Here is a 24,355-nt window from a genome sequence, read left to right on the forward strand (position 1 = left end):
CTTCCCTTCCTAAGAAAGTTTTTAAAAGCTTCACTTCGGACAGAGGCAAAGAGTTTGCATGTTATACAGATGTAGAAGAAGAGTTGGGAATAGATTTTTACTTTGCAGATCCCTACAGTGCTTGGCAAAGGGGAACGAATGAAAATAGTAATGGGCTATTACGTGAATTCTATCCTAAGAAAACCGACTTATCGAAAATCAGTAATGAAAGTTTAATTAAAATATTATATAAAATAAATTCCAGACCTAGAAAATGTCTGGAATTTAGAACAACATTTGATGCATTTTTATACGAGATAAATAATTTGGAGTAAGTGTCGCAATAATTATTGCAATTCAGCACATAAAAAAATAATATATTAAAAAGTGTTATTGATTTATTTGGCATATATATATAAACTATAATAGTTAATTAATATAGGGAGGTTATTATGTCTGAAAATGCAATATCTAATTCTCTTTTTCACTTAGATGGGAAGCCTTCTATACAGAGGGCCTTTCCCATAGCGCTGCAGCACTTACTTGCCATGATTGTGGGCAATACACTTCCAGCTCTAGTGTTGGCAAATACACTAAAGGGTTCAGAATTTGCCATATCTTCAAATGAGGCAATTTACGTTATCCAAGCGGGAATGTTTATAGCAGCTATAGCAACTTTACTACAACTCTATCCGGTGTATAAAGTCGGAGCGAAGCTTCCCGTGGTAATGGGAGTTTCATTTGCCTATATTCCAATACTTATAGAAATAGGACTTAACTATGGATATGGGGCTGTATTCGGAGCGGAGATTATGGGCGGAATAGTGGCTGTATTAGTGGGGCTGTTTATAGGGAGAATACGAAAGTATTTTCCACCAATAGTATCAGGAACAGTAGTACTTACTATTGGACTATCTCTTTATCCTGTGGCTATTAACTATATGGCAGGAGGAGCGAATAGCCCAATGTATGGAACAAAGTGGAACTGGATAGTAGCGCTTATAACGCTTGTTGTAGTATTGGTATGTAATATGTATGGTAAAGGACTTGTTAAATTAGCAGCAATACTAGTTGGAATTATAGCAGGTTATATTGTGTCTATTATTATAAATAGCACTGTAGCTCCGGGATTTATGGATTTTTCAAATGTGGCAAGTGCAAGTTGGTTTACCTATCCACACTTAATGCCCTTTAAACCGGAATTTAAGTTTTCTGCAATTATAGTAATGTCAATAATGTATATAGTAAATTCAGTGCAGGCAGTTGGCGACATATCTTCTACAACTATTGGTGGTTTAGATAGAGAACCTACTGACAAAGAAATATCAGGCGGAATAATCTGCAATGGAGTTTCATCAATAATTGGTGGACTAATAGGAGCTCTTCCAACAGCTACTTACTCTCAAAATGTGGGAATTGTATCAATGACTAAAGTTGTGGCCAGAAAAGTGCTTGCAATTACCGCAGTTATGATTTTAGTGGCGGGGTTCATTCCAAAATTTGGCGGAATTATGATGAGTATTCCTCAATGTGTAATTGGAGGGGCAACTATTTCAGTATTTGCTCAAATAACTATGAATGGGATGAAGTTAATTACCTCAGAGGAACTTTCAATAAGAAACTCAACAATTGTAGGTCTTGGAATAGCACTTGGAATGGGAATTACACAAGTTCCAGCTTCGACAGAAGTTTTAAAAGCAGCTTATCCAACTCTACACATGATATTTACATCATCACCGGTAATAATTGCAACAATTGTAGTATTCTTTTTAAATATATTTCTTCCTAAAAAGACACTTGCAGAAGAACGAGCTGAAAGAGAAGAAATGGAAAAGTAAAAACTCGGGTTATCCTGAGTTTAAGGCTGTTGGCAAAGTATTTAAAAGTTATTAGAACATATCTTTATAAAGATAAATTATTATGTAGCAGCAACCCAATTCAAAAATTTCTATTAGCTCTTAAAGGTTTTTATAAATTGTTGGGTTAGGTCTCAAAAGCATTTCAAGGGTTAGCAGTAAATTCTATCCACTCGCTAATGCTCGTGGAGAATTCTTGAATAAAATCTATGACGAAACTATGCCGTAGTTTTCAACCAAGTTTTTCAGTCTTGGGAAAACCTGACATTGGACCTACCTATACAATTTACTACGTATATTGGATTAGGTTTCAAAAGCGTTTCAAGGGTGTAAGGGGAGGGTGCTCGAGGGAGGGCATGAGGGAAAATCGCAATTCCCTTCGCCCTCCCTCGAATATTAAGAAACCTTTTAAAAATAAAAAACAAAGATTGTATTCACTTTCAAACTCAGGTTATCCTGAGTTTTTTAAATTACATTTATAAAGTTTTCTAAAATTTCTCTTCCATATTCAGAATATTTCCCTTCCGGATGAAAAATTGTTCCGTAAATTTTTAAGTTTTCATTTTCAAAGGCAGCAATTGGACCATTTTCTGTAGAACCTGTATTTTTAAAATCTTTAGGAAGTTTTTCTACACTGTATCCATGGTACATATGAGTGTGCTGTTCACTTGGAAGATTTTTAAATATTGTTGAATTACTATCAAGATTTGCAATAGTATCTCCCTTTTCAAAGGGATACTTATCTCTTCCGACTTCTCCTCCAAAGTCCAGTGCAATTAATTCCATTCCTGAACAAATTCCAAAAATCGGCTTATTTAAACTGTATATATCCTTATTTACTCTAGGGGCATCCTCTGCTTTAATATCACTTATTCCACCACCAAAGATAATTCCATCTACATTTAGTTCTACTGCTTTTTCATAGGCGTTTTTATAATCTGTAACGTAAATATCAGATAAACTTTTAATTTTTTCTATTATCTTATCTGGATTTGAAAATCCAAAATCTACAATTAGTATTTTTTTCATAGGCACTCCTTTATTAGAACTTTATAGTATTTATTCCCAAAATAAAATAAAAGAACCAAGATAATAAAAATTAAATTCATAATTATATCTGTTGACAATTAAGAAAAATAAGGTTATCATAAAGTTAAATTTAGGATTACCTAATAAACTTAGAGAGGTGAAATTTATGAATTATAATTTACAGACACATAGTAAAAAAAGTAGTAGTACATTATTATCAAAAGTTAGAGAAAATTATATTAGAAAGCAGATATTAGATGTTATAAATATAGAAAATCTCACAGTGAGCTATCAGGGAAAAGTTGCTTTAGATAACTTGTCATGTAGTATTCCGAAGGGAAAGATAACAGGAATAATTGGTCCTAATGGAGCGGGAAAATCAACATTGTTTAAAGCTATACTAGGTCTCATAAAAGTTGATTCCGGAAACTTTTTATTTGAAGATGGCGTAGATAAGAGAGATATTGCCTATGTAGATCAGAGAAATGCAATAGACTTGAGCTTTCCAATAGATGTATTGGATACAGTAATTTTGGGAACTTATCCAAAATTAGGACTATTTCATAATCCAGGTAGGATAGAGACTGAAAAGGCATTAGATGCTTTAAAAATTGTAAAGATGGAACCCTATGTAAAAAGACAAATAGGAGAATTGTCTGGAGGGCAATTGCAACGTGTTTTTATAGCTAGGGCTCTAGCTCAAGAAGCAGAAGTATTCTTATTAGATGAACCCTTTGTTGGAATAGATGTTGTAAGTGAATCACTTATCATGGAAACTTTAAAGATGTTACAAAAACAAGGAAAGTCAGTTGCAATTGTACATCATGATTTACACAAAGTAAGAGAACTTTTCTCAAATGTCATTTTATTGAATAAAGAGTTAGTGGCACAAGGTTCGGTAGACAATGCCTTTACTGTAGAAAATGTAAATAAAACTTATTCTGGCAGTTTGGGAGATGTAGTTATAAAGGGGGCATAAGTTATGTTACAGAGTTTTATAACAGGACTTGGAAATTATGAGTTTTTGAGAAATGCACTAATGACTTCAATAATAGTGGGAATAGTTTCAGGAGTTATAGGTTCATTTATTGTACTAAGGGGAATGTCTCTTATGGGAGATGCAATTTCTCATGCGGTTTTACCTGGAGTTGCAATATCTTATATTTTGGGAATTAACTACTTTATTGGAGCATCTATTTTTGGGGTTTTAACAGCTGGAATTATTGGATTTATAACTCAAAAAAGCAAGATAAAAAGTGATACTGCAATAGGAGTTGTATTTAGTTCGTTTTTTGCATTGGGAATAATTTTAATATCCTTTGCGAAGAGTTCTACAGATTTATACCATATTTTATTTGGAAATGTACTAGCTGTACGTGATTCGGATATTTGGATAACTTGTGGAGTTGGAGTTTTAGTTTTACTTTTTGTAGGGTTGTTTTACAAAGAACTTAAACTAACGTCCTTTGACCCTACAATGGCACGAGCTACTGGGCTGTCAACAAATTTTTTCCACTATGCACTAATGTTTTTGTTGACTCTTGTGGCAGTTTCAGCACTTCAAACAGTAGGGACTGTTTTAGTTATAGCAATGTTAATAACACCGGCAGCTACAGCGTACTTGCTTACGAATAAGTTAAATAAAATGATTGCAATTTCAGTTTTAATTAGTCTTTTTGCATCAATAGTCGGTTTGTTTTTAAGCTTTTCATTTAATCTTGCCTCGGGGGCAACCGTTGTGTTAACAGCGGCATCAGTATTTTTATTGGCGTTTTTATTTTCACCTAAAAAGGGAATTTTAATTAAACAAAAGGAGGTTTCTACAGTTGAAGAAAATATGTAGTATTTTTATTAGCAGTTTATTAATATTAACTGCACTTACTGGATGTAGTAAGGAGCAGGGGGAAAATACAGATAGAAGAGAAATAGCAGTTCAAGAATCTCAAGAAAAGTTAAAAATTGTAACTACTAATTCAATATTGGGAAATCTTGTTGAAAATGTAGTTGGGAATAATGCAGATGTCTATAGTATTGTGCCTGTTGGAATAGATCCCCATGAGTATGAACCATTGCCAAAGGACATTCAAGAAGTAGATGATGCGGATATTATTTTTTATAATGGATTAAATTTAGAGACCGGCGGCAATGGATGGTTTGTTAAATTAATGGAAAGTACTTTAAAAAAAGAAGATGTAGATTTTTTTGCAGCAAGCAAAAAAGTGGAGCCTATGTATTTAACGAGCTCAGAAAAGAAAGAAGAGCAGGATCCTCATGCTTGGTTAGATATTCAAAATGGAATAAAATATGTAGAAAATATAAGAGATGTACTTGTTGAAAAAGATTCTAAAAACAAAAATATATATGAAGAAAATACAAATAACTATATAAAAAAATTACAAGAACTTGATACTCAAGCAAAAGAAGAATTTGCTGATATACCCGAAGATAAAAAAATGCTAGTAAGTAGTGAAGGAGCATTTAAATATTTTTCTAAGGCCTATGGGTTGACAGCAGCTTATATTTGGGAGATAAATACAGAAAATCAAGGTACTCCTGAACAGATGACAAAAGTAATAGACACTATCAGAAATTGGAATATACCTTCGTTATTTGTGGAGACCAGTGTGGATTCCAGGAGTATGGAGCAGGTATCAAGAGAAACTGGAATACCTATTTATGAAAAACTTTTTACAGATTCTATTGCAAAAAAGGGAACAGTTGGAGATAGTTACTACTCAATGATGCAGTGGAATCTAGATAAAATTCACGAGGGATTGAGTAAATAAATTATTGTGTTGACGTATTTTTAGGTTAAGCTTATAATTTTATATAGGATTTCAAAAAAAGTGGTGAAATAATATATGACTGGAAGTAAAGAAGATTACCTAAGAGCAGTATACAAATTATCTGAAAGTGTTACACCAGTGAGTAATAAACGATTGGCTGAGTTTTTAAATGTTTCCCCTCCATCGGTAAGTGAAATGATAGGAACACTTAGTAAAGAGGGGTATATAGAATACAAACCTTATAGAGGTAGCGTATTAACCCCCAAGGGATCTGAAGAGGCAATTAAGATATTGTATAATCACAGATTGTGGGAAGTTTTTTTGGCAAACCACTTAGGTTTATCATGGAGCGAATCTCATAGTATTGCCCATGAGTTAGAGCATATATCATCAAGCATGCTAACAGAAAAATTAGATGAGTATCTGGAATATCCAGTGCAGTGTCCTCACGGTTTTTTAATACCTCGTTCTGGAGAAGTTGAAAATCGCAAACTTAGACCTCTTAGCACATTAGAAATAGGTGAGAGTACCTATATTAGAAGCGTAGAAGAGGAAGTGGAGTTAATGGATTATTTGCAAAATCTGGGAATTGATATTAATATGCCAATAGTTGTAAAAAATATATCCGCTTATGAGGGACCTGTTACATTACAGATTGGCGAGAGAGAAATTCAAATAAGCTTTAAAGCTGCTCAGCGTATTTACGTAGATTAGTACTAATATTTTGTAGAATTTATATTAGTATTATTTAATATAATAGTTTTAATATTATTTAAGTTAAAATTTTAAACTAATGAGAAGAGCGACAATTTAAATTGTCGCTCTTCTCATTAGTTTAAGCTATTCTACATTTTCAAGTTCTAAAACCTTTTTAATGCACTGGTCATTTTCATAGTTTACCTTACCTTCATTAAATATAATATTTTTAGCGGGATTTATTTCATAGTCAGGAGTTGTCTTATCCAGTTCATTAATACTTCCACTTTCAGTTATGCCCATTTCCTTTGGAAATCTTATTAAAAGTCCTGAGTTTGGAAGGTCAAAGATAAATGGGTCAGTTCCAATGCCATCCCCTCCGGTCTTTTGTCCAATAAGTGTTGCACACTTTGTCTCCTTACAAAAAGAAGCTAATTTTTCTGCAGAGCTGTAAACCACTTTGTCTACTAGTAGATAAATATTTCCCTTAAAGTTTATATTGTCTTTACTTAAATTTACAACAGAAGTCATATTGCCATAAAACTGAAAGTCCTTTAAATAATTTTTAGTATTGTCGGGAAAGTTAAAATTATTTAAATTTTCAACGGAACTCATAGAGCTGGTTATATTTTCAAAAAGTGGTCCACTTTTACAAAATGTATAAACTCTTGTCTCAGTTGGTTTTTTTAATATTTTAGGAAGTAAGTACTTACTCCAATATGAAGAGTCTCCTCCGTGATTTCCTCTTATGTCAATAATAAGTACTTCATAGTTTTTAACATTTTCTAAGTAGGTGTCAATTGTATTTTTATCTTCTAAAAAGTTTTTATTTTGTCTATCTGCTGCAATAAACTCATTAATTGAAATATATCCCACTTTGCCTTTTAAAATATCTCCGACATGAGCATTTTTTTCTAAGCTTGTTGATGAATTTGAAGTTTTTTCCACGCTGTTTTTTAAACTTTCAGAAGTTATATTATATCTATTTCTGACACTTTCTCTTTCAAAGACAGTTGTCATTTTATAGCGCCAATCTTCTTTGGGAAAGTTGTAGTAACTTACATATGCCATAAGGACAAAATCTCTCTTTAAAATATTAGTGTGCCCATTGTGCAGTTCATTTAAAATACTAGTAAGTACATTTATAAATTCCAAGTCGTTTTTACAGTTTGCAACTTTATTTCTATACATGTCATAGTATTTTAGAAAGTCCAAACCATTTAAAGTTGTGTTGACATCAAAGTAGGGATAGTACTGTTTTAAAGTTTTAAACATATAGTCAAAGTCTTCTATATATTCTTCTGAAGTTAAGATTTTAATTTCTGAATTTGATAGGGGAGGAAGATTTGGAATTTTATATGTATTTGCATTTTTATATATTATTAAAAACATAGATAGTACAATTAAAGAGAGTATGATAAATTTTTTCTTTTTACTCATAAAATCACCTCAGTAATTATATTATAGCAAAGATATGCTATTTTTATATGAATTCACATTGACCCTTTACCATAAAAAAGCTATAATCAAATTATCAGCTAGTTTTATAAAGATATATTTAATGATATGACTTTTATTAAGAATATTTTAAATTTAACAGTAGGAGAAAGATATGGTAAATTTAATAAAGAGAGCTTTGGAGTTGTTTTCAAAAAACACTCCCTTTATAATAGCTACAATTGTAAAAAAAGAGGGTTCTTCTCCTAGAGAAGAAGGGGCAAGTATGTTAGTAACAAAAGATGGTCTTGACTTCGGAACTATTGGTGGGGGAGCAGAGGAATATAATGCAATTGAATATGCAAAAGAGCTAATAAAAAAAGAGAAAAGTGAAAACAAAAAATTTATACTTACAAATAACCAAGCTGAAAGTATTGGAATGGTCTGTGGTGGAGTAAATGTAGTTCACTTTGAATATGTTTCTCCTGAAGATAATTTGGCGGAAAAATATTTTAATAAGATTATAGATAACTATTCAACTGTGGAATTGGAACTGGTTTACTCTCTTAGTGAAGATATAGGTTTTTCTATTTTAGTAGATGGAGAACTTCAAAGTTTTACAAGAGGTGAACCTAAATTAAAAATTGAGCTATTTAAATTAAAAATTGTAAATGAACTAAGAGTATTTATATTTGGTGGTGGGCACGTTTCAAAAGCTCTAGTTCCAATATTAAACTACTTAAATTTAAAAACTATTGTTGTTGAAGATAGAGCAGAGTTTTTAAGAGAAGAAGACTTTCCAAATTCAAAGAAGGTTTTAGCAGATTATTCTAACTTAATGAATTTAAATATAGAAAGAGAAGACTATGTCTGTATACTTACCAGAGGACATAAGTCAGATGGCTTAGTATTAAGACAAGTTTTAGAGAAAAGCCCTACATATGTGGGAGTAATAGGGAGCAGAAAAAAAGCGCAGTTGATGTTAGACAGTTTAAAGGGCACAGAATATGAGGATTTACTTGAAGGAAGAGTTTATTCGCCTGTGGGGCTTGAAATAGGAGCGCAAACTCCAGAGGAAATTTCAATTAGTATTGCTGCTCAAATTGTAGAAAAATATAGAGGTGAAAAATGAAGACAGTAAAGACAGAAGATGCTGTAGGTCACGTATTGTGTCACGATTTAACTCAGATAATAAAGGGAGTTTCAAAGGGACCCAGATTTAAAAAGGGTCATATTGTTCAACCTGAGGACATAGAAGTACTATTATCTATGGGAAAGGAAAATTTATTTATATATGAATACAACGAAAATACTTACCATGAAAATGAAGCTGCCGAGCACTTGGCAAATATCTGTAGTGGAGAAAATATAAATAAGTCAGGTCTTGCAGAGGGAAAAATTAATCTTACAGCTGCTTGTGACGGACTGTTAAAAATTGACATAGAACTACTTAACTTAATTAATGACATAGAAAGTATAATGATTGCAACTAAGTATAACAATACGCCTGTAAAAAGGGGAGAACCTGTTGGAGGAACTAGAATTATTCCACTGGTAATAGAAAAATCAGTAATAGAAAAATGTGAAGAAATTGCAGGAGATAAAAAGATCATCAATATTGTTCCCTATAAACCACTAAAAGTGGGCATTGTAACCACAGGCAATGAAATATACTATGGAAAGATAAAAGATACATTTACTGACGTAATAAGAGAAAAAATGGAAAAATTTAACTTTGAAGAAGTTGGACATAGGTATTCTACAGATGATATGGGGTCTATATCTAAAAATATAATGGAATTAATAGGCGAGGGAGCAGAATTTATAATGTGTACGGGGGGAATGAGTGTAGATCCCGATGACAATACTCCGGGGGCAATAGGTGAAGTTTCAAATAAAGTGGTGTCCTATGGAGCGCCCGTACTTCCAGGGGCAATGTTTATGCTTGCCTATAGAGATAATGTTCCAATAGTTGGACTTCCGGGATGCGTAATGTATAGCGGAAAGACAGTATTTGATTTAATACTTCCAAGACTTGCAGCAGGAGAGGAAGTAGTAAAGAGAGATATTGTATCTCTTGGAAATGGAGGTTTTCTATAGTGAGTGACCTGACGCATTTTGATAGTGATGGCAATGCAGTAATGGTAGATGTTTCAAAAAAAGACATTACCAGCAGAAGAGCCATTGCAAGTGGAAAAATTTATCTTTCAAGCGAGGCCTATAAAAGTGTAGTAAATAGAGAAATAAAAAAGGGAGATGTGCTAACTGTTGCACAAGTCGGGGGAATAATGGGAGCTAAGAAGACAAGTGAATTAATTCCAATGGCTCATCCAATATTTATTGAAAATTTAAATATAAAGTTTAATTTAAATGATGAAGAACACTCTATTGAAGCAGTTTGTGAAGCCGGAATTACATCTAAGACAGGCATAGAAATGGAAGCTATGACAGGAGTCAGTGTATGTCTACTTACTATATATGACATGGTAAAGGCAATTGACAGAGCTATGGTAATTTCTGATATAAAGCTCTTATATAAATCAGGCGGTAAAAGTGGAGAATATACTGCAGATTAAAATTACTTAAAAAGAGAAGTAATAAAATATAGGTGCTTAAAATATACCTACCTTCTATTTTTATCTTTTCGATTTGCTCTTTTTCTAGCAGGCATTTTTTTCTTTTTCATTCTTAAAAGCCTTTTTTCATCTTCCAGTTTTTTCTTTCTTCTAAACTCTTTAAAGGCAAGTACTTTATTAAGACCGATTACAGCTAAAACAGAAAAAAACACATATACTGCCCCAAAAAGAAAGTAGTCACTGTTTTTACTAGGACCTTCAGGCATAACGACTAAAGAAAATATAATAGTTAGGGGCACAGATGTAATTAAAAAAAGTCCACCACCTTTTTGATATGACATAGTATTCATTCCTTTCTAAAAATATATGCATTTATAATTGTAACAAAGAATACTGGAATTTAAAATAAATATTGTAGAAAATAAAATAAGATGAAAATAGAAAGAGCATTTAAGTTTTAAAGTGTATTAATTTAAATATAAAGTTTAAGAATTGTTCCACTTGGGGAAAGTGGAGAATTAACTATAAAGTGATGTGATTAAATGATTGATTTATACAGTAGAAAAATTGACTATATTAGAGTTTCTCTAACAGATAGGTGCAATATGAGGTGTGTGTACTGCATGCCTGAATATGGCATTGAAAAAATGTGTCACAGTGATGTTTTAAGCTATGAAGATATGTACAAGCTTTTAAAAACTCTTAATAGAGCCGGAATTAAAAAAGTGAAAATTACCGGTGGCGAGCCCTTTGTAAGAAGAGATGCCATTAAATTTATAGAGAAACTAAAATCAGACAGTTCCTTTGAAAAAGTTACAGTTACTACTAATGGAATGCTACTGGATAAGTATGTAGATGAGTTAATTAAAATGAAAATTGACGGAATAAATATTTCTCTGGACAGTTTAAAAGAAGATAGGTATAAAAAATTAACCAGAGGAGCAGATTTAAAAGTTGTCCTTAAAAATATAAAATATATTTTGGAAAGTGGATATGGTAACTTAAAAATTAACACAGTTTTAATGGATGGAATAAACAGTGATGAAATTTTGGACTTTGCAACACTTGTAAGAGGAAATAAAATTTCCCTTAGATTTATTGAATTAATGCCAATAGGTGAGGCAAGGGACTTCATACCTGTAAGTAGAGAGCAAGTACTAAAAACTTTAATTTCAGAATTTGGAGAGTTAAAACCTATTAATAAAAATCTTGGCAATGGACCAGCAGAATATATTACATTTAAAAACTTCAAGGGAAATATTGGATTTATAGATGCAGTTAATCACAAATTTTGTAGAGATTGCAATAGAATTAGAATGGACTCAAGGGGCAACATTAAATTTTGTCTACAGTATGATATAGGCATTGGAACAGAAGATTATTTAAGTGGAAAAATTAGTGAAGATGAATTTTTGAAAAAATTAAATATGAGGATTTGCGATAAACCACTGGAAAATAATTTTTCAAGTGAAAGTGTTGGAAAATTTACAATGAATCAAATTGGAGGATAAATTGGGAAAGTTAATATCAATTAATATTAGTGAAAAGAGAAAAACTGTAAAAAATAGTATAAATAATGGTACTTTAGTAGAAAATTTTGGAATAGAAAATGACGCACATGGTGGCAACTGGCACAGACAAGTGAGTTTGCTATCTTATGAGAGCTTTATAAAATTTAAAGAAGAAGTAAAAATAAAAATGGAACCCGGAATATTTGGCGAAAATCTCTTAGTGGAGGGTTTGGATTTAGAAAACGTAAAAATAGGAGATAAGCTTTATATAAATGATGGTGTTTTAGAAGTTACTCAAATTGGAAAGCTGTGCCATAAGGGCTGTGAAATAAGAGATATAGTGGGAAGATGTATAATGCCCGAAGAAGGTATATTTGCAAGAGTTTTAAAGGGCTCAAGTATTAAATGTGGAGATGAAATATGTTTAGAGCATATATAGTAACAGTAAGTGATAGTTCATATTTTGAAAATAAAAAGGACTTAAGTGGACCGACATTGGTAAATATTCTAACAGAAAAGGGATATGAAGTAGTGGGAAGAGAAATACTTCCAGATGACAGAGAAAAAATTTCCTCTGTACTTGAAATGTTATGTGATGAAGATAAGGCAGATTTAATTCTTACAACTGGGGGAACAGGATTTGCAAAAAGAGACGTAACTCCTGAAGCCACATTGGATGTAATAGAAAAATCAGTTCCGGGTTTTGGAGAGATAATGAGAAGTAAGAGTTTTGAAATTACAAAAAATGCAATATTGTCTAGAGAAACAGCGGGAATTAGAAGAGATACTTTAATAATAAACTTACCGGGAAGTCCAAAAGCAGCAAGTGAAAATTTGAACTTTATAATTGACTCTGTAGAACATGGACTGTCAATATTAAGAGGTGAAAAAACTGACTGTGGAAATATGGGTGATAAGAGATGAGCACTTGCGCATTTATAAATTCCAGAGCTTTTCTAAAAGATGACGTTGAAGATATAGACAGTAAAATAAATTATTTAAAGAAAACTATATTTTCACTAAAGGACTTAGAAGTAGAAGATATATATGTACTACTTGGAGAATACAGTAGTAAAATTTCAAGGGAACTTGTAAAAAGTGACACTGTAATTATTTTAGATGAAAAATATGAAGAACACAGTTTATTTGAAAGTGAATTGTCTGGTATAAGTAAAAGTTGCAATCACTATGAAAAAGTTCTATATATGTCCTTAGATTTAAAGGATATAAGTAAAAGTGTTATAGAAAAATTGTTGGAGTTTAATGAGTTTACAGTGGCAAACTTTGAAAACAGAGAAGTGCACTTAGCCTTAATTTTAACTGAAGATTTAAAAAAAGTTACTGGAAGTGGAAAATCTTTAATTGAAGAGCTAAAGGATATAAATTCAAATTGGAGTTCTGTAAATTTATGTAGAGAGCTGGAGGTGGAGGAAGAACTTAGGTGTCAAATAAAAGTTACAATTTTTAAAGATGACAAGTTTTTTGGACCGGGAGTATCTCGTCTTATAAAATTAGTAGATGAAATGGGTTCAGTAAAGTACGCAGCTAATGCCATGAATATATCCTATTCTAAAGCTTGGAAGATGATAGACAAAATGGAAAGTGAACTTGGATTTTTAGTTGTAGATAGAAAACCCGGTGGCAGTGGCGGAGGAGAAAGCGTAATTACAAATGAGGGAAGACAATTTTTAAATAATTATGAACTTATTGTAAAAAAGAGTAAAAAATATACTATGGAACTATTTAATGATATTTTTAAATAAGTTGAAAATGAAATTGACAAGGAGGGACAAATGAAAAGGATAGGATTAACTTTATTGGTGTTTATATTGTCATTGGGTCTACTAGTAGGCTGCAAGAGCAAGCCAAGTGAAGAGGCAAAAAGAGAACCAATATACATATCGGCAGCAGCGTCTCTAACAGATGCCGTTAATGAAATAAAGGCTATGGCAGAAGAAGAGTTGGGCTGCGAAATAATAGCTAATTATGGAAGTTCAGGAGCTCTACAAACACAGATTGAAGAAGGTGCACCGGTGGATATTTTTATATCAGCAGGCGAAAAGCAAGTTAGTGCACTTGAAGAAAAGGACTTAATTGACACAAACTCTAAAGTAAATTTACTGGAAAATGAAGTAGTTTTAATTACTCCTAAAGATTCAAAATTAAAAATAGAAAAGTTTGAAGATATATTAAAATATGACGTTAAAAAAATTGCCATTTCAGATCCCACTTCTGTTCCCGTAGGTCAGTACTCTGAAGAAATATTTACAAATTTAAATATGTGGGATGAAGTAAGAGAAAAAATGGTTCAATCTCAAGATGTAAGACAGAGCTTAGACTGGGTAGTGTCTGGAAATGTAGACTGTGGAACAGTTTATAAAACTGATGCCCTGTTAGAAGAGGGAAATGTAAATATAGTTGCAACAGCACCTGAGGGCAGCCATAGTCCGGTTGTATATCCAATGGCTATTATAGGTGAAAGTGGAAAAAAAGCTGAAGTTGAAGATTTTTATAATTTTTTGAAATCAGATGCGGCTAAAGAAGTTTTTGAAAAATATGGATTTGTGGTGAATAGTTAATGGTGAGTTCTCCAATTTTTATATCTATAAAAACTGCATTAATTTCTACAGTAATTACATTTTTTATTGGAATTTACTCAGCTAGAATAGTTAAAAAGACGTCTAAATTTAGGGGATTGCTTGATGGAATATTTACTCTTCCAATGGTTTTGCCTCCCACAGTAGTGGGGTTTTTCTTACTTATATTACTTGGAAACAACGGAATATTTAAAGAACTTTATAGTAGATTTGACTTTCAAATAGTTTTTTCCTACTCTGCAACAGTTATATCTGCAGTGGTGGTGAGCTTTCCTATAATGTATAGGACAGCTCTTGGAGCTTTTGAACAGGTAAGTGAGTCCTATATTTTCGCAGCCCAAACACTGGGCTTTAAAGATTCAAAAATATTTTGGAAAGTTGTTTTTCCGTTATCAAAGCCGGGGCTGGTATCGGGAGTAGTGCTTTCATTTACTAGAGCTTTGGGAGAATTTGGAGCTACAATAATGATTGCAGGAAATATAGAGGGGAAAACTCAAACTATTTCAACTGCAATTTACTCTGCAGTACAGGCGGGAAATAGATCACTTGCATTTAAGTGGTCATTAATTGTAGTATGTCTTAGTTTTGCTACAATGATAGTTGTAAATACAGTGTCAAAGAGGAAATATCATGTCAATTGAAATAAATATTGAAAAAAAATTAAAAGACTATACTTTAGATGTAGAGTTTAAAATTAAAAATGAGAGATTGGCACTACTGGGAAATTCAGGAAGTGGAAAGAGTATGACTTTAAAATCCATTGCAGGTATAATTAAACCTGACAGTGGCAATATAAGTTTAAATGGAAAAGAAATTTTTAATTCTAAAGAAAATTTAAATGTGCCATCTCACCTTAGAAGAGTTGGACTGCTATTTCAAGACTATGCCCTATTTCCAAATATGACAGTACTACAAAATCTGACGATTTGCACAAATAGTGTAGATAAATTTAAAATAGCTGAGCGTTTATTAAAATATTTTAAAGTGTCAAAATTAAAAGACAGATATCCCTATGAACTCTCAGGAGGGCAACAGCAAAGAGTTGCCATGGCTAGGATGATCATTACAAACCCTCAAATTATCTTACTGGATGAGCCTTTTTCAGCGTTGGATACAAACCTCAGATGGGAAATTGAAAATGACTTTTTAAACTTTCTCAAAAGCTATGAAAGCTCTGCAATTTTAGTTACTCACAATAGAGATGAGGCTTATAGAATTTGTGATAAGGTGGCAATACTTTCAGAGGGGAAAATAGTGGATTTTGGAGATAAAGATACTGTGTTTAAAAAACCAAGTACAGTTGCCTCTGCAAAAATAGTAGGATATAAAAATATTATTAAAGTAGATAGAAGTGAAGGTAACTTTTATTTAAGAGAGCTTAACTTGCATTTAACTAATATTGATGCAAGTAAAAATACTGCCTTTGCTGCAATTAAATCAGAAGATATACATTTGAAAAGAGTAGAAAACTGTGAAAAAATCAGTTTAAAATTGCAGTCCTATGTGGAAGACACTAAAAATATGGTGGCTGTTTTTAATATTTCAGAAGATAAGATTTTAACTGTTGAGATTCCAAAAGTATTTACAGAAGAAGATAAAAAAGTACTATCTTATTTAAAAGACAGTGTAGATAAAGTAATTTCAATATATTTAAAGAGAGATAAAATTATATTTTTAGAAGTTTAGTTTTAGGAGAAGTCCATGTACAGAGAAATGTTGTCAATAGAAAAAGGAGATGTAATTTCAATAGTTGGTAGTGGAGGTAAAAGCACTACTATGTTTTTAATGGCAGAGGAACTTAAAAACTTGGGAACTGTTCTAGTTACAACTACTACAAAAATACTAATTCCCAAAGTTTTAAAAGACTATGAGCTGTGTTTTAATTCAGTAGACAGTCTTTTAAAGTACAATCTCAGTTTAAAAAACAAAGTGGTAATTTTGGGAAGTAGAGTAGAAAATGGAAAGTTAATCGGACTAAATAACTTAGAACTTTCAAAAGTAAGAGAAAAATTTGACTATATTTTAATAGAAGCTGACGGTTCAAAGAAACTTCCCCTAAAAGCTTGGAGAGAAAATGAACCTGTAATATTAAAATACACTACTAAGACTTTGGGCATTATTCCCGCTGACTTAATAGGAAAAAAGTTGGACTATGACTCAGTATTTAATAGTGAGCTGTTTAAACTGCATTTTAAATCAGAGGAGTACTTTTCTAAAGAGGTATTATACAATGTTATAACAGATAAAGAGGGTATATTTAAAAATAGTAGGGGAAGTAAGTACATCTTTTTTAACAGAGTAGAGGGAGAAGTTAAAAAATACATAGTAGATGTGATTTTTTATTTAAAAAACAAAACTGAAAATATAAATTACATTTATGGTTCAAATGAGGAGGGTTATTGTGAATATTAGTGCAGTGGTAATGGCGTCCGGATTTTCTTCGAGAATGGGAGAAAATAAGTTAAAGCTTAAATTTAAGGGCAGAGAAATATATAAATACGCTATTGATTTAGTGAATTCCTTTGATTTTAAAGATAAAATAGTAGTTTCAAATGATAATGAAATATGTAAATATGCAGAAGAACTGGGATTTAAAACCTTTAACAATGAAAATGCAGAAGTGGGGAAAAGCGAAAGTATAAAAATTGCCCTTAGAGAAGTTCAAGATGATGTTAAGGGATATATGTTTTTTGTATGTGATCAGCCCCTAGTGAGTAGAGAAACTGTAAATGAGCTAATAAGTAGCTTCAATGAAAATTCAGACAAGATTACATTTCCAATCTATGGCTCTAAAAGAGGAGCGCCTATGTTGTTTCCAAGTGCATTTAAAGAGGACCTTTTAAATTTAAAGGGAGATAAGGGTGGCGTAGTTTTAATAGAGAAAGATAACTCCAAGAGCGTAAGTATTAATAGAGAAGCTGAGCATATTGATATAGACACAGCGGCTGACTATGAGAGGTTACTTGAATATGAAAGATAGTGTAGTTGTAGTTAGAGGTGGCGGAGATATAGCAACGGGGAGTATTCAAAAACTTCACAGGTCAGGATTTAAAGTATTGGTTTTGGAAGTAGAAAGACCAACTGCCATTAGAAGAACAGTAGCTGTTTCTGATGTTGTATATGAAGGAGAAGTTTTTGTTGAGGACTTATGTGCTGTAAAAGTTGAAAAGGAAGATGATATCTATAGAGCTTGGAGTGAAAAGAAAGTGCCTGTACTAGTAGATTCCAAGGCAGAAATTTTAAGTAGAATTACTCCAGATGTTTTAGTAGATGCAATACTTGCAAAGAAAAATATTGGAACCAATAGAAATATGGCAAGAGGAACAATAGCTCTAGGTCCAGGATTTATAGCAGGTGAAGATGTAGATATAGTAGTTGAGACAAATAGAGGTCATAATTTGGGAAGGCTTATATTTAAGGGAAGTGCCTCTAAAAATACGGGAAATCCCGGAAATATTTTAGGCTATACAACAGAGAGAGTATTTTATAGTCCCGAAAGTGGAAATATTAAAAACTTTAAAGATATTGGAAGTATAGTAAAAAAAGGAGAAGTAATTTCAGAAGTAAGTGGACAAGAAGTGCTTTCAAAAATAGATGGAATAGTAAGAGGACTTATAAGAGACAATACGGAAGTATTTAAGGGAATGAAAATTGGGGATGTAGATCCTAGAACAGATGTAGACTATAAGACTATTTCCGATAAAGCCAGAAATATTGGTGGAGCTGTACTAGAAGCAGTGATGATACTAAGTAAAGATAAATAGTAAAAGTGCATTTATAAGTTAAAGATAAGACTTATAAATGCACTTTTTATTTAAATTATAATTTTATATTTTAGAACCGGTTTCTTGGATTTCCTTATTTAAAAAATAAGATATTACTGTCCTTATAGCTACAATTGCAGCAAGTAAGGCAATTTCGTCGAAGGCAGGGTTTATAATAGTCTCTACAATATCTGCGATTATAAGTATTTCAAGACCAAGTAACACAACTCCGCCAAGTCTGTTTTTAACAATATTAATTTGAATTGCATCTTTTTCTAAAACTCCTATTGTAAGATCTTTTAAGTTTAAAAAAAGACCTATCATTAAAACTGCAACGGATATTAATTTTACAACTAGGACAATCCCGGTTAAAAGGGGTGCAACTATTTGCATAAAATCACCTCATAAAATGTATTCATTAATAAATTATACCATAATAAAAAGAACTTAAATATTATTATAGCAACTTGTTATATAGCAACCTTATTCAATTCAAAAACTGGTAACAAATATTACTCATTTGCATAAAATCTATGATTATACCAGTCGTTCATGACCTACCAACAATTTACTTCGCAAATTGTTGGTAAGGCTCAAAGGTTTTTACAGATTATTGTCAGTAAATTCCAGTTGTTCAAATCTTGTTTTTAGCGTTTCAAGGGTGTAATGGGAGGGTGCTCGAGGGAGGGCATAAGGGAAAATCGCAATTCCCTTCGCCCTCCCTCGAATATTAAAAAAACCTTTTAAAAACATTTAAAAGTGATTAAGATATATTTTTATAAAGACAAATTATTATATAGTAACATTATCCAATTCAAAAACTGGTAACAAATATTATTCATTTTCATATACTATAAGAAAAAGAACTTAAATATCATATAAGTTCTTTTTCTATTTCTGCTTTTTGAGATTTATTTTTACTAAAAATAGTAAATACAGTTCCTAAAATCACTACTGGAATTACCCATAAAAAACTGTGTAGAGATTTCGGAAAATAATTTTTAATCTCCAATAAGAGTGGTAGCTTAATATTTAAAGCATTTGCTATAGTAACAACAGTTGGGAGACAAGCTCCTAATACAGCTCCAATATGAGTAGCTTTTTTCTTAAAAAAGTTTGGAAATAAATTTAAAAATATTAATACAATTGAAATTGGGTACAAAGCAGATAAAACCGGTGCCGAAAGTGCAACTATAGTTTCCACACCGCTTACAGCGAAGTATCCGCTAAAAACCGTAGACACTGCTATAATAAAATTGTAATTTATTTTATTGTTAAAGAGTTTAAAGAAAAAATCTCCAACAGTAGAAGTAAGCCCCACAGCAGTGGTTATACATGCAAGTGTAATTGCAGCTGAAAGTGCATACTTTCCAAAGCCACCTAAGAGCATATTTGTAATATAAATTAAAAATTCAACTTTCTCTACTCTTACTAGACTAAGGCTTGATGCAGTAGCTCCAATATAGAGTAGACCTCCATATACTAGAGAAAGTCCAATAGCCGCAAAAATGGCTGACTTCATAGTTAACTTTACTATTTCCTTACTGTCTTTTACACCTTTGTCCTTAAATCCCTTTATTATAATTGAAGTAAATACCAGTGCAGCAAGGGCGTCCATAGTTTGATATCCCTCTTCAAAACTTCTGCCAAATGTATTTATAGCCCCTGTGGGAACAATAGTCCCTATAGGAGTGGTGATTCCCTTTACTATTATAATTGCAAGTACTACAAGAAGTGCAGGAGTTAAATATTTCCCCAAAGTGTCAATTACATTTGTGGGGTTTAAAACAAAAAACAAAACAACGCCAAAAAATACAATTGAAGAAATTGTAGGATTTAAGTTTGGCGCAATAGTTCCCTGTATAATTTCAAAAGTTGTAGCAGCAGTTCTGGGTATTGCAAGCCCCGGACCTATTGCCAACACAATAAAAGTTCCAAATAGTATGGAAAACTTGTCTCCAAGTTTACTTGCCATATTTTCAATTCTGCCTCCAGCTTTAGTAGTGGCAATTACCCCTAGCATAACAATGCCTACTGAAGCAAGTAAAAAGCCTATCATAGCAGAAATATACTTATCTCCTGCCCACAGGCCTAAAGTAGGAGGAAATATTAAATTTCCCGCTCCAAAGAACATTGAAAACAAAGCCATGGCGGAAATTAAGACTGATGGTTTTTTATTCATGGTGCCCTCCTTAAAAATTCTTTCAATTATAAATAATATCACTTTAAATGGGTATAGTAAAGAAAATAGTTGCACAAAAGAGATAAAATAACATATAAAATGTTATAATAAAAACGAATAATAATTATTTTTAGGAGGAACATATGCATCAATATAAGGGAAGATTAATAGTTCACACAGGCTCAATGTTTAGCGGAAAGACATCGAGTTTGGAAAAAGATATAAAGAGATTTAAAATAGCGGGATATAAAACTTTAGTATTTAAACCTTCAATAGATACTAGATTTGACAATGAAAAAATAGTAACCCATGACAACACATCTCTCTTTGCAATAAATGTAAAGGACTTTACAGAAATAAAATTGTATTTGGAAAATGAAGATGCAGATGTAGTTGGAATAGATGAAGTTAATTTTTTTAACGGAGATGTGAGAATCTCCTTAGATGTAGTTGATACGCTTTTAAGAAGAGAAGAGACAGTTGTAGTTGCAGGGCTTGATATGGACTATTCAGCAGAGCCCTTTGAAATAGTGAAAGAATTAATGGTGAGAGCAGACTATTTATATAAACACCATGCAGTTTGTACAATGTGTGGAGCCGATGCTTGGGTATCTCATAGAAAAACTGACAGTGAAGAGAGAATTGTACTTGGTGCAAACGATGAATACGAACCACTTTGTAGAAATTGTTACAATAAATTAATTGGGAAATAAGTGTGGTGAAAACAGCTAAATTATATACCAAATTGTATTTTTACTAAAATTAGGTATATAATATTAACCAAATTGAATTAATTTTATTTAAATAATAAATTAGGAGGAAAGTATGAAAAAACAATTATTAAGTGCAATGTTGGCAATAGTTTTGCTGTTCTCAAGTGCGCCTTTAAATGCGTTTGCAGAAGAACAGTATATTGATGAGCCATCAGTTAGTACTACTGACGAAGAAAATAAGCCGCAAGATGGTGAAAATGAAAAACCAGCTGAGGAAAATGAAAATCCTGTTGAAGAGGAATTAGAAAAAGATGAAAATATAAATCCTGAAAATTCTCAAGAAGAGGTTTTAAAAGAGGAAGAACAGATAATAGAGCCAAGAGCTTTATATGCTGGAGAAGTTGAAGTAAGTACAGTAGCAGAATTACAAGATGTTGTTAATGGTGCAACTGAAGATACTATTATCACATTAGCAGATGGTTTTGAATTTGGAGCAGCAACATTAAATGTACCAGATGTAAATGTAATCGTTGATGGTGGCAATAGGGTTTGGAATAGTGGAAGAATTACTGTTAATGGAGCAGGTACAGGTAGTTTGACTATTAAAAATCTAAAAATGGATGGAACAAGTAACACAAAAAGAATGCTTGAAAACAAAGCAACTAACGGTAAATTAGTACTGGATAAGATGGAGTTTTATAATAGCGTTAATACTGGGGTTATAGATGCTGGAGCAATTGATATTTCTACAAGTGGAGATGCCACAACAGAAATAAATAATACGCATATTTATGATAATATATCGGGTAGAGGTCCGGCAATTTACTTAGGTGAAAACTCAAATGTAGATATTAATAATTCTACAATAGAAAAAAATTCTGGTAATGCTGGTGGCTGGGAAGCGGGAGCTATCGCTTCCAAAAATTATAGAGGAATTTTGAATATTAATAATACGGTTTTTAGAGAAAATAAAAATAGAGCTGCGTACACAGGAGTATTTGGTGGTGGTGGCGGTGCCATGTCTATACATTATTTATATGGAACTATAAATATCGATGAATCTGTATTTGATAAAAATGAATCCAATGGTGAAGGTCTTGAAACGGTAGCAAAAACTTATGATGGTGGAGCTATTTATATTATTGACGGAAGAGATGGTGCAGAATTTAATGTCGACAAGACTACTTTTAGTAATAATACTGCTTATGATGATGGTGGAGCCATTATGGTTCAAGGAACTGGAAATCCTGGATTAACCACAAATATTTCAAATAGTACTTTTTATAATAACAAGGCATATGGACTTGATGGCGCAAATTATTCAGGAGGAGCAATACAATTTTTCAAAAATGGTGGTACTTCTAAAATGACCAATTCAATTTTAAGTTCTACATTTGTGGAAAATCAAAGTGGAAATGAACAGTCAGTTATAGAGCAAAGAGGAGGTGCTATAGGGGGAAGTGGTAGTAGCTTGGCTGCAACCTTTACTAGAAATGATTCACTTTTTATTGGCAATCAAGTTTATGGGCAAAATGGAGCTGTAAATACTGCAAGTAATTATAAAGATGTTTCTAATAATACAACAACTCAAGCAGGTGGACCTAATGTAATAAATGCTGACAAAGGCGCAACACCACAATATACAGTTGATGATGTACTGGGAATAAAAAATATAATGTTAACGGAAAATCAATCCAATATAAAAGCTGGTGTCAATAGTGAAATAATTAAGACTATACCAATAAAGCCTGAAGGCATTGCAGATAATACTTATACTGGAACAGCAGCAATACCAGAAAAAGACCAAAGGGGATTTGTTAGATATAAAGATCAAGGTGCAGTAGAGATATCTTGGGTTAAATATAATTCCAATGGGGGAGTATTTAATATTTCTGAATTAACTTCCTATGATGGAAAAGTATACTATGAACCAAATGATGAAGATAAAATTACAGATTATTATACTGTAGGAAATATTAAAGGTGAAGCCAATGTAGTTGATGGAAAAGATACTCTTAAAGCTACTTTAGAAGGAAAAGAATTTAAAGGGTGGAATACAGAAGCTGATGGTAGTGGAGAAACATATGCAGTTGGTAAATATTTGACATATGCAGATGAAAATATAATTTTATATGCTGTTTGGGGAGAAAAAACTCCGGAACCAATAGAAGAATATAGAGTAACATATAATGGAAATACTAACGATTCAGGAACAGCACCAGTAGATACAAATAATCCATATGCAAAAGATTCAGAAGTAACAGTATTATCAAAAGGTGATTTAGCAAAAAAAGACTACACTTTTAAAGGATGGAACACAAGTGCAGGAGATACATTTAAAATAACAGCAGACACCACGCTATATGCACAATGGCAAAAAGATAGTGAAGATTCAGGAACAGGTTGGACTTGGAGTGGAAGCTCATCAACTACAAGTAAAGAAAGTCCAAAAACTGAAGAAACACTAGCTCACATGGCATATTTAAACGGCTATCCTGACAACACAATAAGACCACAGGGCAGTATTACAAGAGCAGAAGTGGCAGCAATATTTGCAAGATTAAAAGTAGGAGAAGCAAATATTCCAAGTGCTAAAGCAAACTATAGCGATGTAAATGCAAGTGATTGGTATGCTAAATATATAGCTTTCGTAACAGATAACAAAATAATGGAAGGCTATGAAGATGGAAGTTTTAAACCAAATGACAAAATAACGAGAGCAGAATTTACAGCAGTAGTAGCAAGATATAGTTCTCTTGTAAATGTAGAGTCTAGCTTTGAAGATGTAAGTGTACATTGGGCCGAAAAATACATTGGAGCAGTGACATCAAAGGGTTGGATAAATGGATATCCTGATAAAACATTTAAACCTGAAAAAGACATATCAAGAGAAGAAGTAGCAACAATGGTAAATAAAATGCTAGATAGAAAAGTTGACAGAGATGGTTTAAATAATCTAAGTATTAAAAACTTTACAGACTTAGATGAAAATAGTTGGTCATACTTTGATGTGGTAGAAGCAAGTAATTCTCATAAATATGTGAGAAGAACACTTGGCGATATTATGGAAAACTGGAAAGAATTAATTAAATAAATTAGAAAAGTGTGTCATATAAAATATGGCACACTTTTTTTGTAAAATAGAGTTGTGACTATATCAACTATATTCAGTTGAGAATAATGACAGGTACTGATATACTCTAATTACGTACATATTCGACGTATTTAG

At 32.2% G+C, this 24,355-nt stretch carries 26 protein-coding genes; 21 read left to right on the plus strand and 5 right to left on the minus strand.

The features are described 5' to 3' along the window. Nucleotides 1–314: IS30 family transposase (locus BUB47_RS08550; RefSeq protein WP_143270633.1), on the plus strand; the 314-nt coding region annotated here is incomplete at its 5' end. A 117-nt stretch (nt 315–431) separates the two neighbouring features. Then, entirely contained in the window at nt 432–1,817 is a 1,386-nt protein-coding gene (locus BUB47_RS08555; RefSeq protein ID WP_073185424.1) for a uracil-xanthine permease family protein, read from the plus strand. A 483-nt stretch (nt 1,818–2,300) separates the two neighbouring features. Here BUB47_RS08555 and BUB47_RS08565 read toward each other — a convergent pair whose 3' ends face one another. After that, nucleotides 2,301–2,864, minus strand: coding sequence for a glutamine amidotransferase-related protein (locus tag BUB47_RS08565; protein ID WP_073185427.1), 564 nt, complete (start codon nt 2,862–2,864; stop codon nt 2,301–2,303). Between the two features lie 166 nt (nt 2,865–3,030). Here BUB47_RS08565 and BUB47_RS08570 point away from each other — a divergent pair, with 166 nt between their 5' ends. The 4 genes from BUB47_RS08570 (at nt 3,031) to BUB47_RS08585 (ending at nt 6,364) form a co-directional block, all read left to right on the plus strand. After that, a complete protein-coding gene (locus BUB47_RS08570; RefSeq protein ID WP_083529182.1) occupies nt 3,031–3,843 on the plus strand; it encodes a metal ABC transporter ATP-binding protein in 813 nt (270 codons plus the stop codon). Between the two features lie 3 nt (nt 3,844–3,846). Next, nucleotides 3,847–4,707 carry a metal ABC transporter permease gene (locus tag BUB47_RS08575; RefSeq protein WP_073185429.1) on the plus strand — a complete coding sequence of 287 codons (861 nt, stop codon included), beginning with the start codon at nt 3,847–3,849 and terminating at the stop codon, nt 4,705–4,707. Then, nucleotides 4,691–5,650: an Mn/Fe ABC transporter substrate-binding lipoprotein EfaA gene (locus tag BUB47_RS08580; RefSeq protein ID WP_073185431.1), complete on the plus strand. Its 960-nt coding sequence runs from the start codon at nt 4,691–4,693 to the stop codon at nt 5,648–5,650. The genes BUB47_RS08575 and BUB47_RS08580 overlap by 17 nt, the downstream gene beginning before the upstream one ends. 75 nt (nt 5,651–5,725) lie before the next feature. Next, nucleotides 5,726–6,364: a metal-dependent transcriptional regulator gene (locus tag BUB47_RS08585; RefSeq protein WP_073185433.1), complete on the plus strand. Its 639-nt coding sequence runs from the start codon at nt 5,726–5,728 to the stop codon at nt 6,362–6,364. A gap of 126 nt (nt 6,365–6,490) precedes the next feature. Here the strand turns inward: BUB47_RS08585 and BUB47_RS08590 are convergent, their stop codons facing one another. Beyond that, complete coding sequence (locus BUB47_RS08590) at nt 6,491–7,786, minus strand: S41 family peptidase (RefSeq protein WP_073185434.1); 1,296 nt, start codon at nt 7,784–7,786, stop codon at nt 6,491–6,493. 172 nt (nt 7,787–7,958) lie between these two features. Between BUB47_RS08590 and BUB47_RS08595 the strand changes: the two genes are divergently transcribed. The 3 genes from BUB47_RS08595 to moaC are packed head-to-tail and all read left to right on the plus strand — an operon-like array spanning nt 7,959 to nt 10,359. Beyond that, entirely contained in the window at nt 7,959–8,915 is a 957-nt protein-coding gene (locus BUB47_RS08595; RefSeq protein WP_073185436.1) for an XdhC family protein, read from the plus strand. Then, nucleotides 8,912–9,883, plus strand: a complete 972-nt coding sequence (locus BUB47_RS08600) for a molybdopterin-binding protein (protein WP_073185438.1) — start codon at nt 8,912–8,914, stop codon at nt 9,881–9,883. The genes BUB47_RS08595 and BUB47_RS08600 overlap by 4 nt, the downstream gene beginning before the upstream one ends. Next, nucleotides 9,883–10,359, plus strand: a complete 477-nt coding sequence (gene moaC, locus BUB47_RS08605) for a cyclic pyranopterin monophosphate synthase MoaC (RefSeq protein ID WP_073185440.1) — start codon at nt 9,883–9,885, stop codon at nt 10,357–10,359. Before BUB47_RS08600 ends, moaC begins: the two co-directional genes overlap by 1 nt. 47 nt (nt 10,360–10,406) lie before the next feature. Here moaC and BUB47_RS08610 read toward each other — a convergent pair whose 3' ends face one another. After that, nucleotides 10,407–10,700 (minus strand): hypothetical protein, encoded by a 294-nt coding sequence (locus BUB47_RS08610; protein WP_073185442.1) that lies wholly within the window; start codon nt 10,698–10,700, stop codon nt 10,407–10,409. Nucleotides 10,701–10,901: 201 nt separating this feature from the next. Between BUB47_RS08610 and moaA the strand changes: the two genes are divergently transcribed. The 10 genes from moaA to yqeB are packed head-to-tail and all read left to right on the plus strand — an operon-like array spanning nt 10,902 to nt 18,231. Then, nucleotides 10,902–11,870, plus strand: coding sequence for a GTP 3',8-cyclase MoaA (gene moaA, locus BUB47_RS08615; RefSeq protein ID WP_073185444.1), 969 nt, complete (start codon nt 10,902–10,904; stop codon nt 11,868–11,870). A gap of 1 nt (nt 11,871) precedes the next feature. Continuing rightward, nucleotides 11,872–12,309, plus strand: coding sequence for an MOSC domain-containing protein (locus tag BUB47_RS08620; protein WP_073185445.1), 438 nt, complete (start codon nt 11,872–11,874; stop codon nt 12,307–12,309). Further along, nucleotides 12,291–12,794: a MogA/MoaB family molybdenum cofactor biosynthesis protein gene (locus tag BUB47_RS08625; protein ID WP_073185447.1), complete on the plus strand. Its 504-nt coding sequence runs from the start codon at nt 12,291–12,293 to the stop codon at nt 12,792–12,794. The genes BUB47_RS08620 and BUB47_RS08625 overlap by 19 nt, the downstream gene beginning before the upstream one ends. Further along, nucleotides 12,791–13,633, plus strand: coding sequence for a winged helix-turn-helix domain-containing protein (locus BUB47_RS09840; RefSeq protein WP_083529184.1), 843 nt, complete (start codon nt 12,791–12,793; stop codon nt 13,631–13,633). Before BUB47_RS08625 ends, BUB47_RS09840 begins: the two co-directional genes overlap by 4 nt. Nucleotides 13,634–13,663: 30 nt before the next feature. Next, complete coding sequence (gene modA, locus BUB47_RS08635; RefSeq protein ID WP_073185449.1) at nt 13,664–14,449, plus strand: molybdate ABC transporter substrate-binding protein; 786 nt, start codon at nt 13,664–13,666, stop codon at nt 14,447–14,449. Then, nucleotides 14,449–15,108 (plus strand): molybdate ABC transporter permease subunit, encoded by a 660-nt coding sequence (gene modB, locus BUB47_RS08640; RefSeq protein WP_073185451.1) that lies wholly within the window; start codon nt 14,449–14,451, stop codon nt 15,106–15,108. Before modA ends, modB begins: the two co-directional genes overlap by 1 nt. After that, nucleotides 15,098–16,153, plus strand: coding sequence for a sulfate/molybdate ABC transporter ATP-binding protein (locus BUB47_RS08645; protein ID WP_073185453.1), 1,056 nt, complete (start codon nt 15,098–15,100; stop codon nt 16,151–16,153). Before modB ends, BUB47_RS08645 begins: the two co-directional genes overlap by 11 nt. Before the next feature lie 15 nt (nt 16,154–16,168). Continuing rightward, complete coding sequence (gene yqeC / locus BUB47_RS08650) at nt 16,169–16,879, plus strand: selenium cofactor biosynthesis protein YqeC (protein WP_073185455.1); 711 nt, start codon at nt 16,169–16,171, stop codon at nt 16,877–16,879. Beyond that, complete coding sequence (locus BUB47_RS08655; RefSeq protein ID WP_073185457.1) at nt 16,869–17,447, plus strand: nucleotidyltransferase family protein; 579 nt, start codon at nt 16,869–16,871, stop codon at nt 17,445–17,447. Before yqeC ends, BUB47_RS08655 begins: the two co-directional genes overlap by 11 nt. Further along, nucleotides 17,437–18,231, plus strand: coding sequence for a selenium-dependent molybdenum cofactor biosynthesis protein YqeB (yqeB, locus tag BUB47_RS08660; protein WP_073185459.1), 795 nt, complete (start codon nt 17,437–17,439; stop codon nt 18,229–18,231). Before BUB47_RS08655 ends, yqeB begins: the two co-directional genes overlap by 11 nt. A gap of 63 nt (nt 18,232–18,294) precedes the next feature. Here yqeB and BUB47_RS08665 read toward each other — a convergent pair whose 3' ends face one another. Together BUB47_RS08665 and brnQ are read right to left on the minus strand one after the other, a co-directional pair. Continuing rightward, on the minus strand, nt 18,295–18,624 hold the full coding sequence (locus BUB47_RS08665) for a DUF1622 domain-containing protein (protein ID WP_073185461.1): 330 nt from the start codon (nt 18,622–18,624) through the stop codon (nt 18,295–18,297). Nucleotides 18,625–19,105: 481 nt separating this feature from the next. Next, nucleotides 19,106–20,413 carry a branched-chain amino acid transport system II carrier protein gene (gene brnQ / locus BUB47_RS08670; RefSeq protein ID WP_073185463.1) on the minus strand — a complete coding sequence of 436 codons (1,308 nt, stop codon included), beginning with the start codon at nt 20,411–20,413 and terminating at the stop codon, nt 19,106–19,108. 143 nt (nt 20,414–20,556) lie between these two features. Between brnQ and BUB47_RS08675 the strand changes: the two genes are divergently transcribed. Then, nucleotides 20,557–21,126: a thymidine kinase gene (locus tag BUB47_RS08675; protein WP_073185465.1), complete on the plus strand. Its 570-nt coding sequence runs from the start codon at nt 20,557–20,559 to the stop codon at nt 21,124–21,126. A 112-nt stretch (nt 21,127–21,238) separates the two neighbouring features. Then, nucleotides 21,239–24,220 carry an S-layer homology domain-containing protein gene (locus BUB47_RS08680; RefSeq protein ID WP_073185467.1) on the plus strand — a complete coding sequence of 994 codons (2,982 nt, stop codon included), beginning with the start codon at nt 21,239–21,241 and terminating at the stop codon, nt 24,218–24,220. Nucleotides 24,221–24,355 lie beyond the last annotated feature (135 nt).

It is taken from the genome of Anaerosphaera aminiphila DSM 21120, from assembly GCF_900129925.1.
In the GTDB taxonomy this organism is placed as follows: domain Bacteria; phylum Bacillota; class Clostridia; order Tissierellales; family Peptoniphilaceae; genus Anaerosphaera; species Anaerosphaera aminiphila.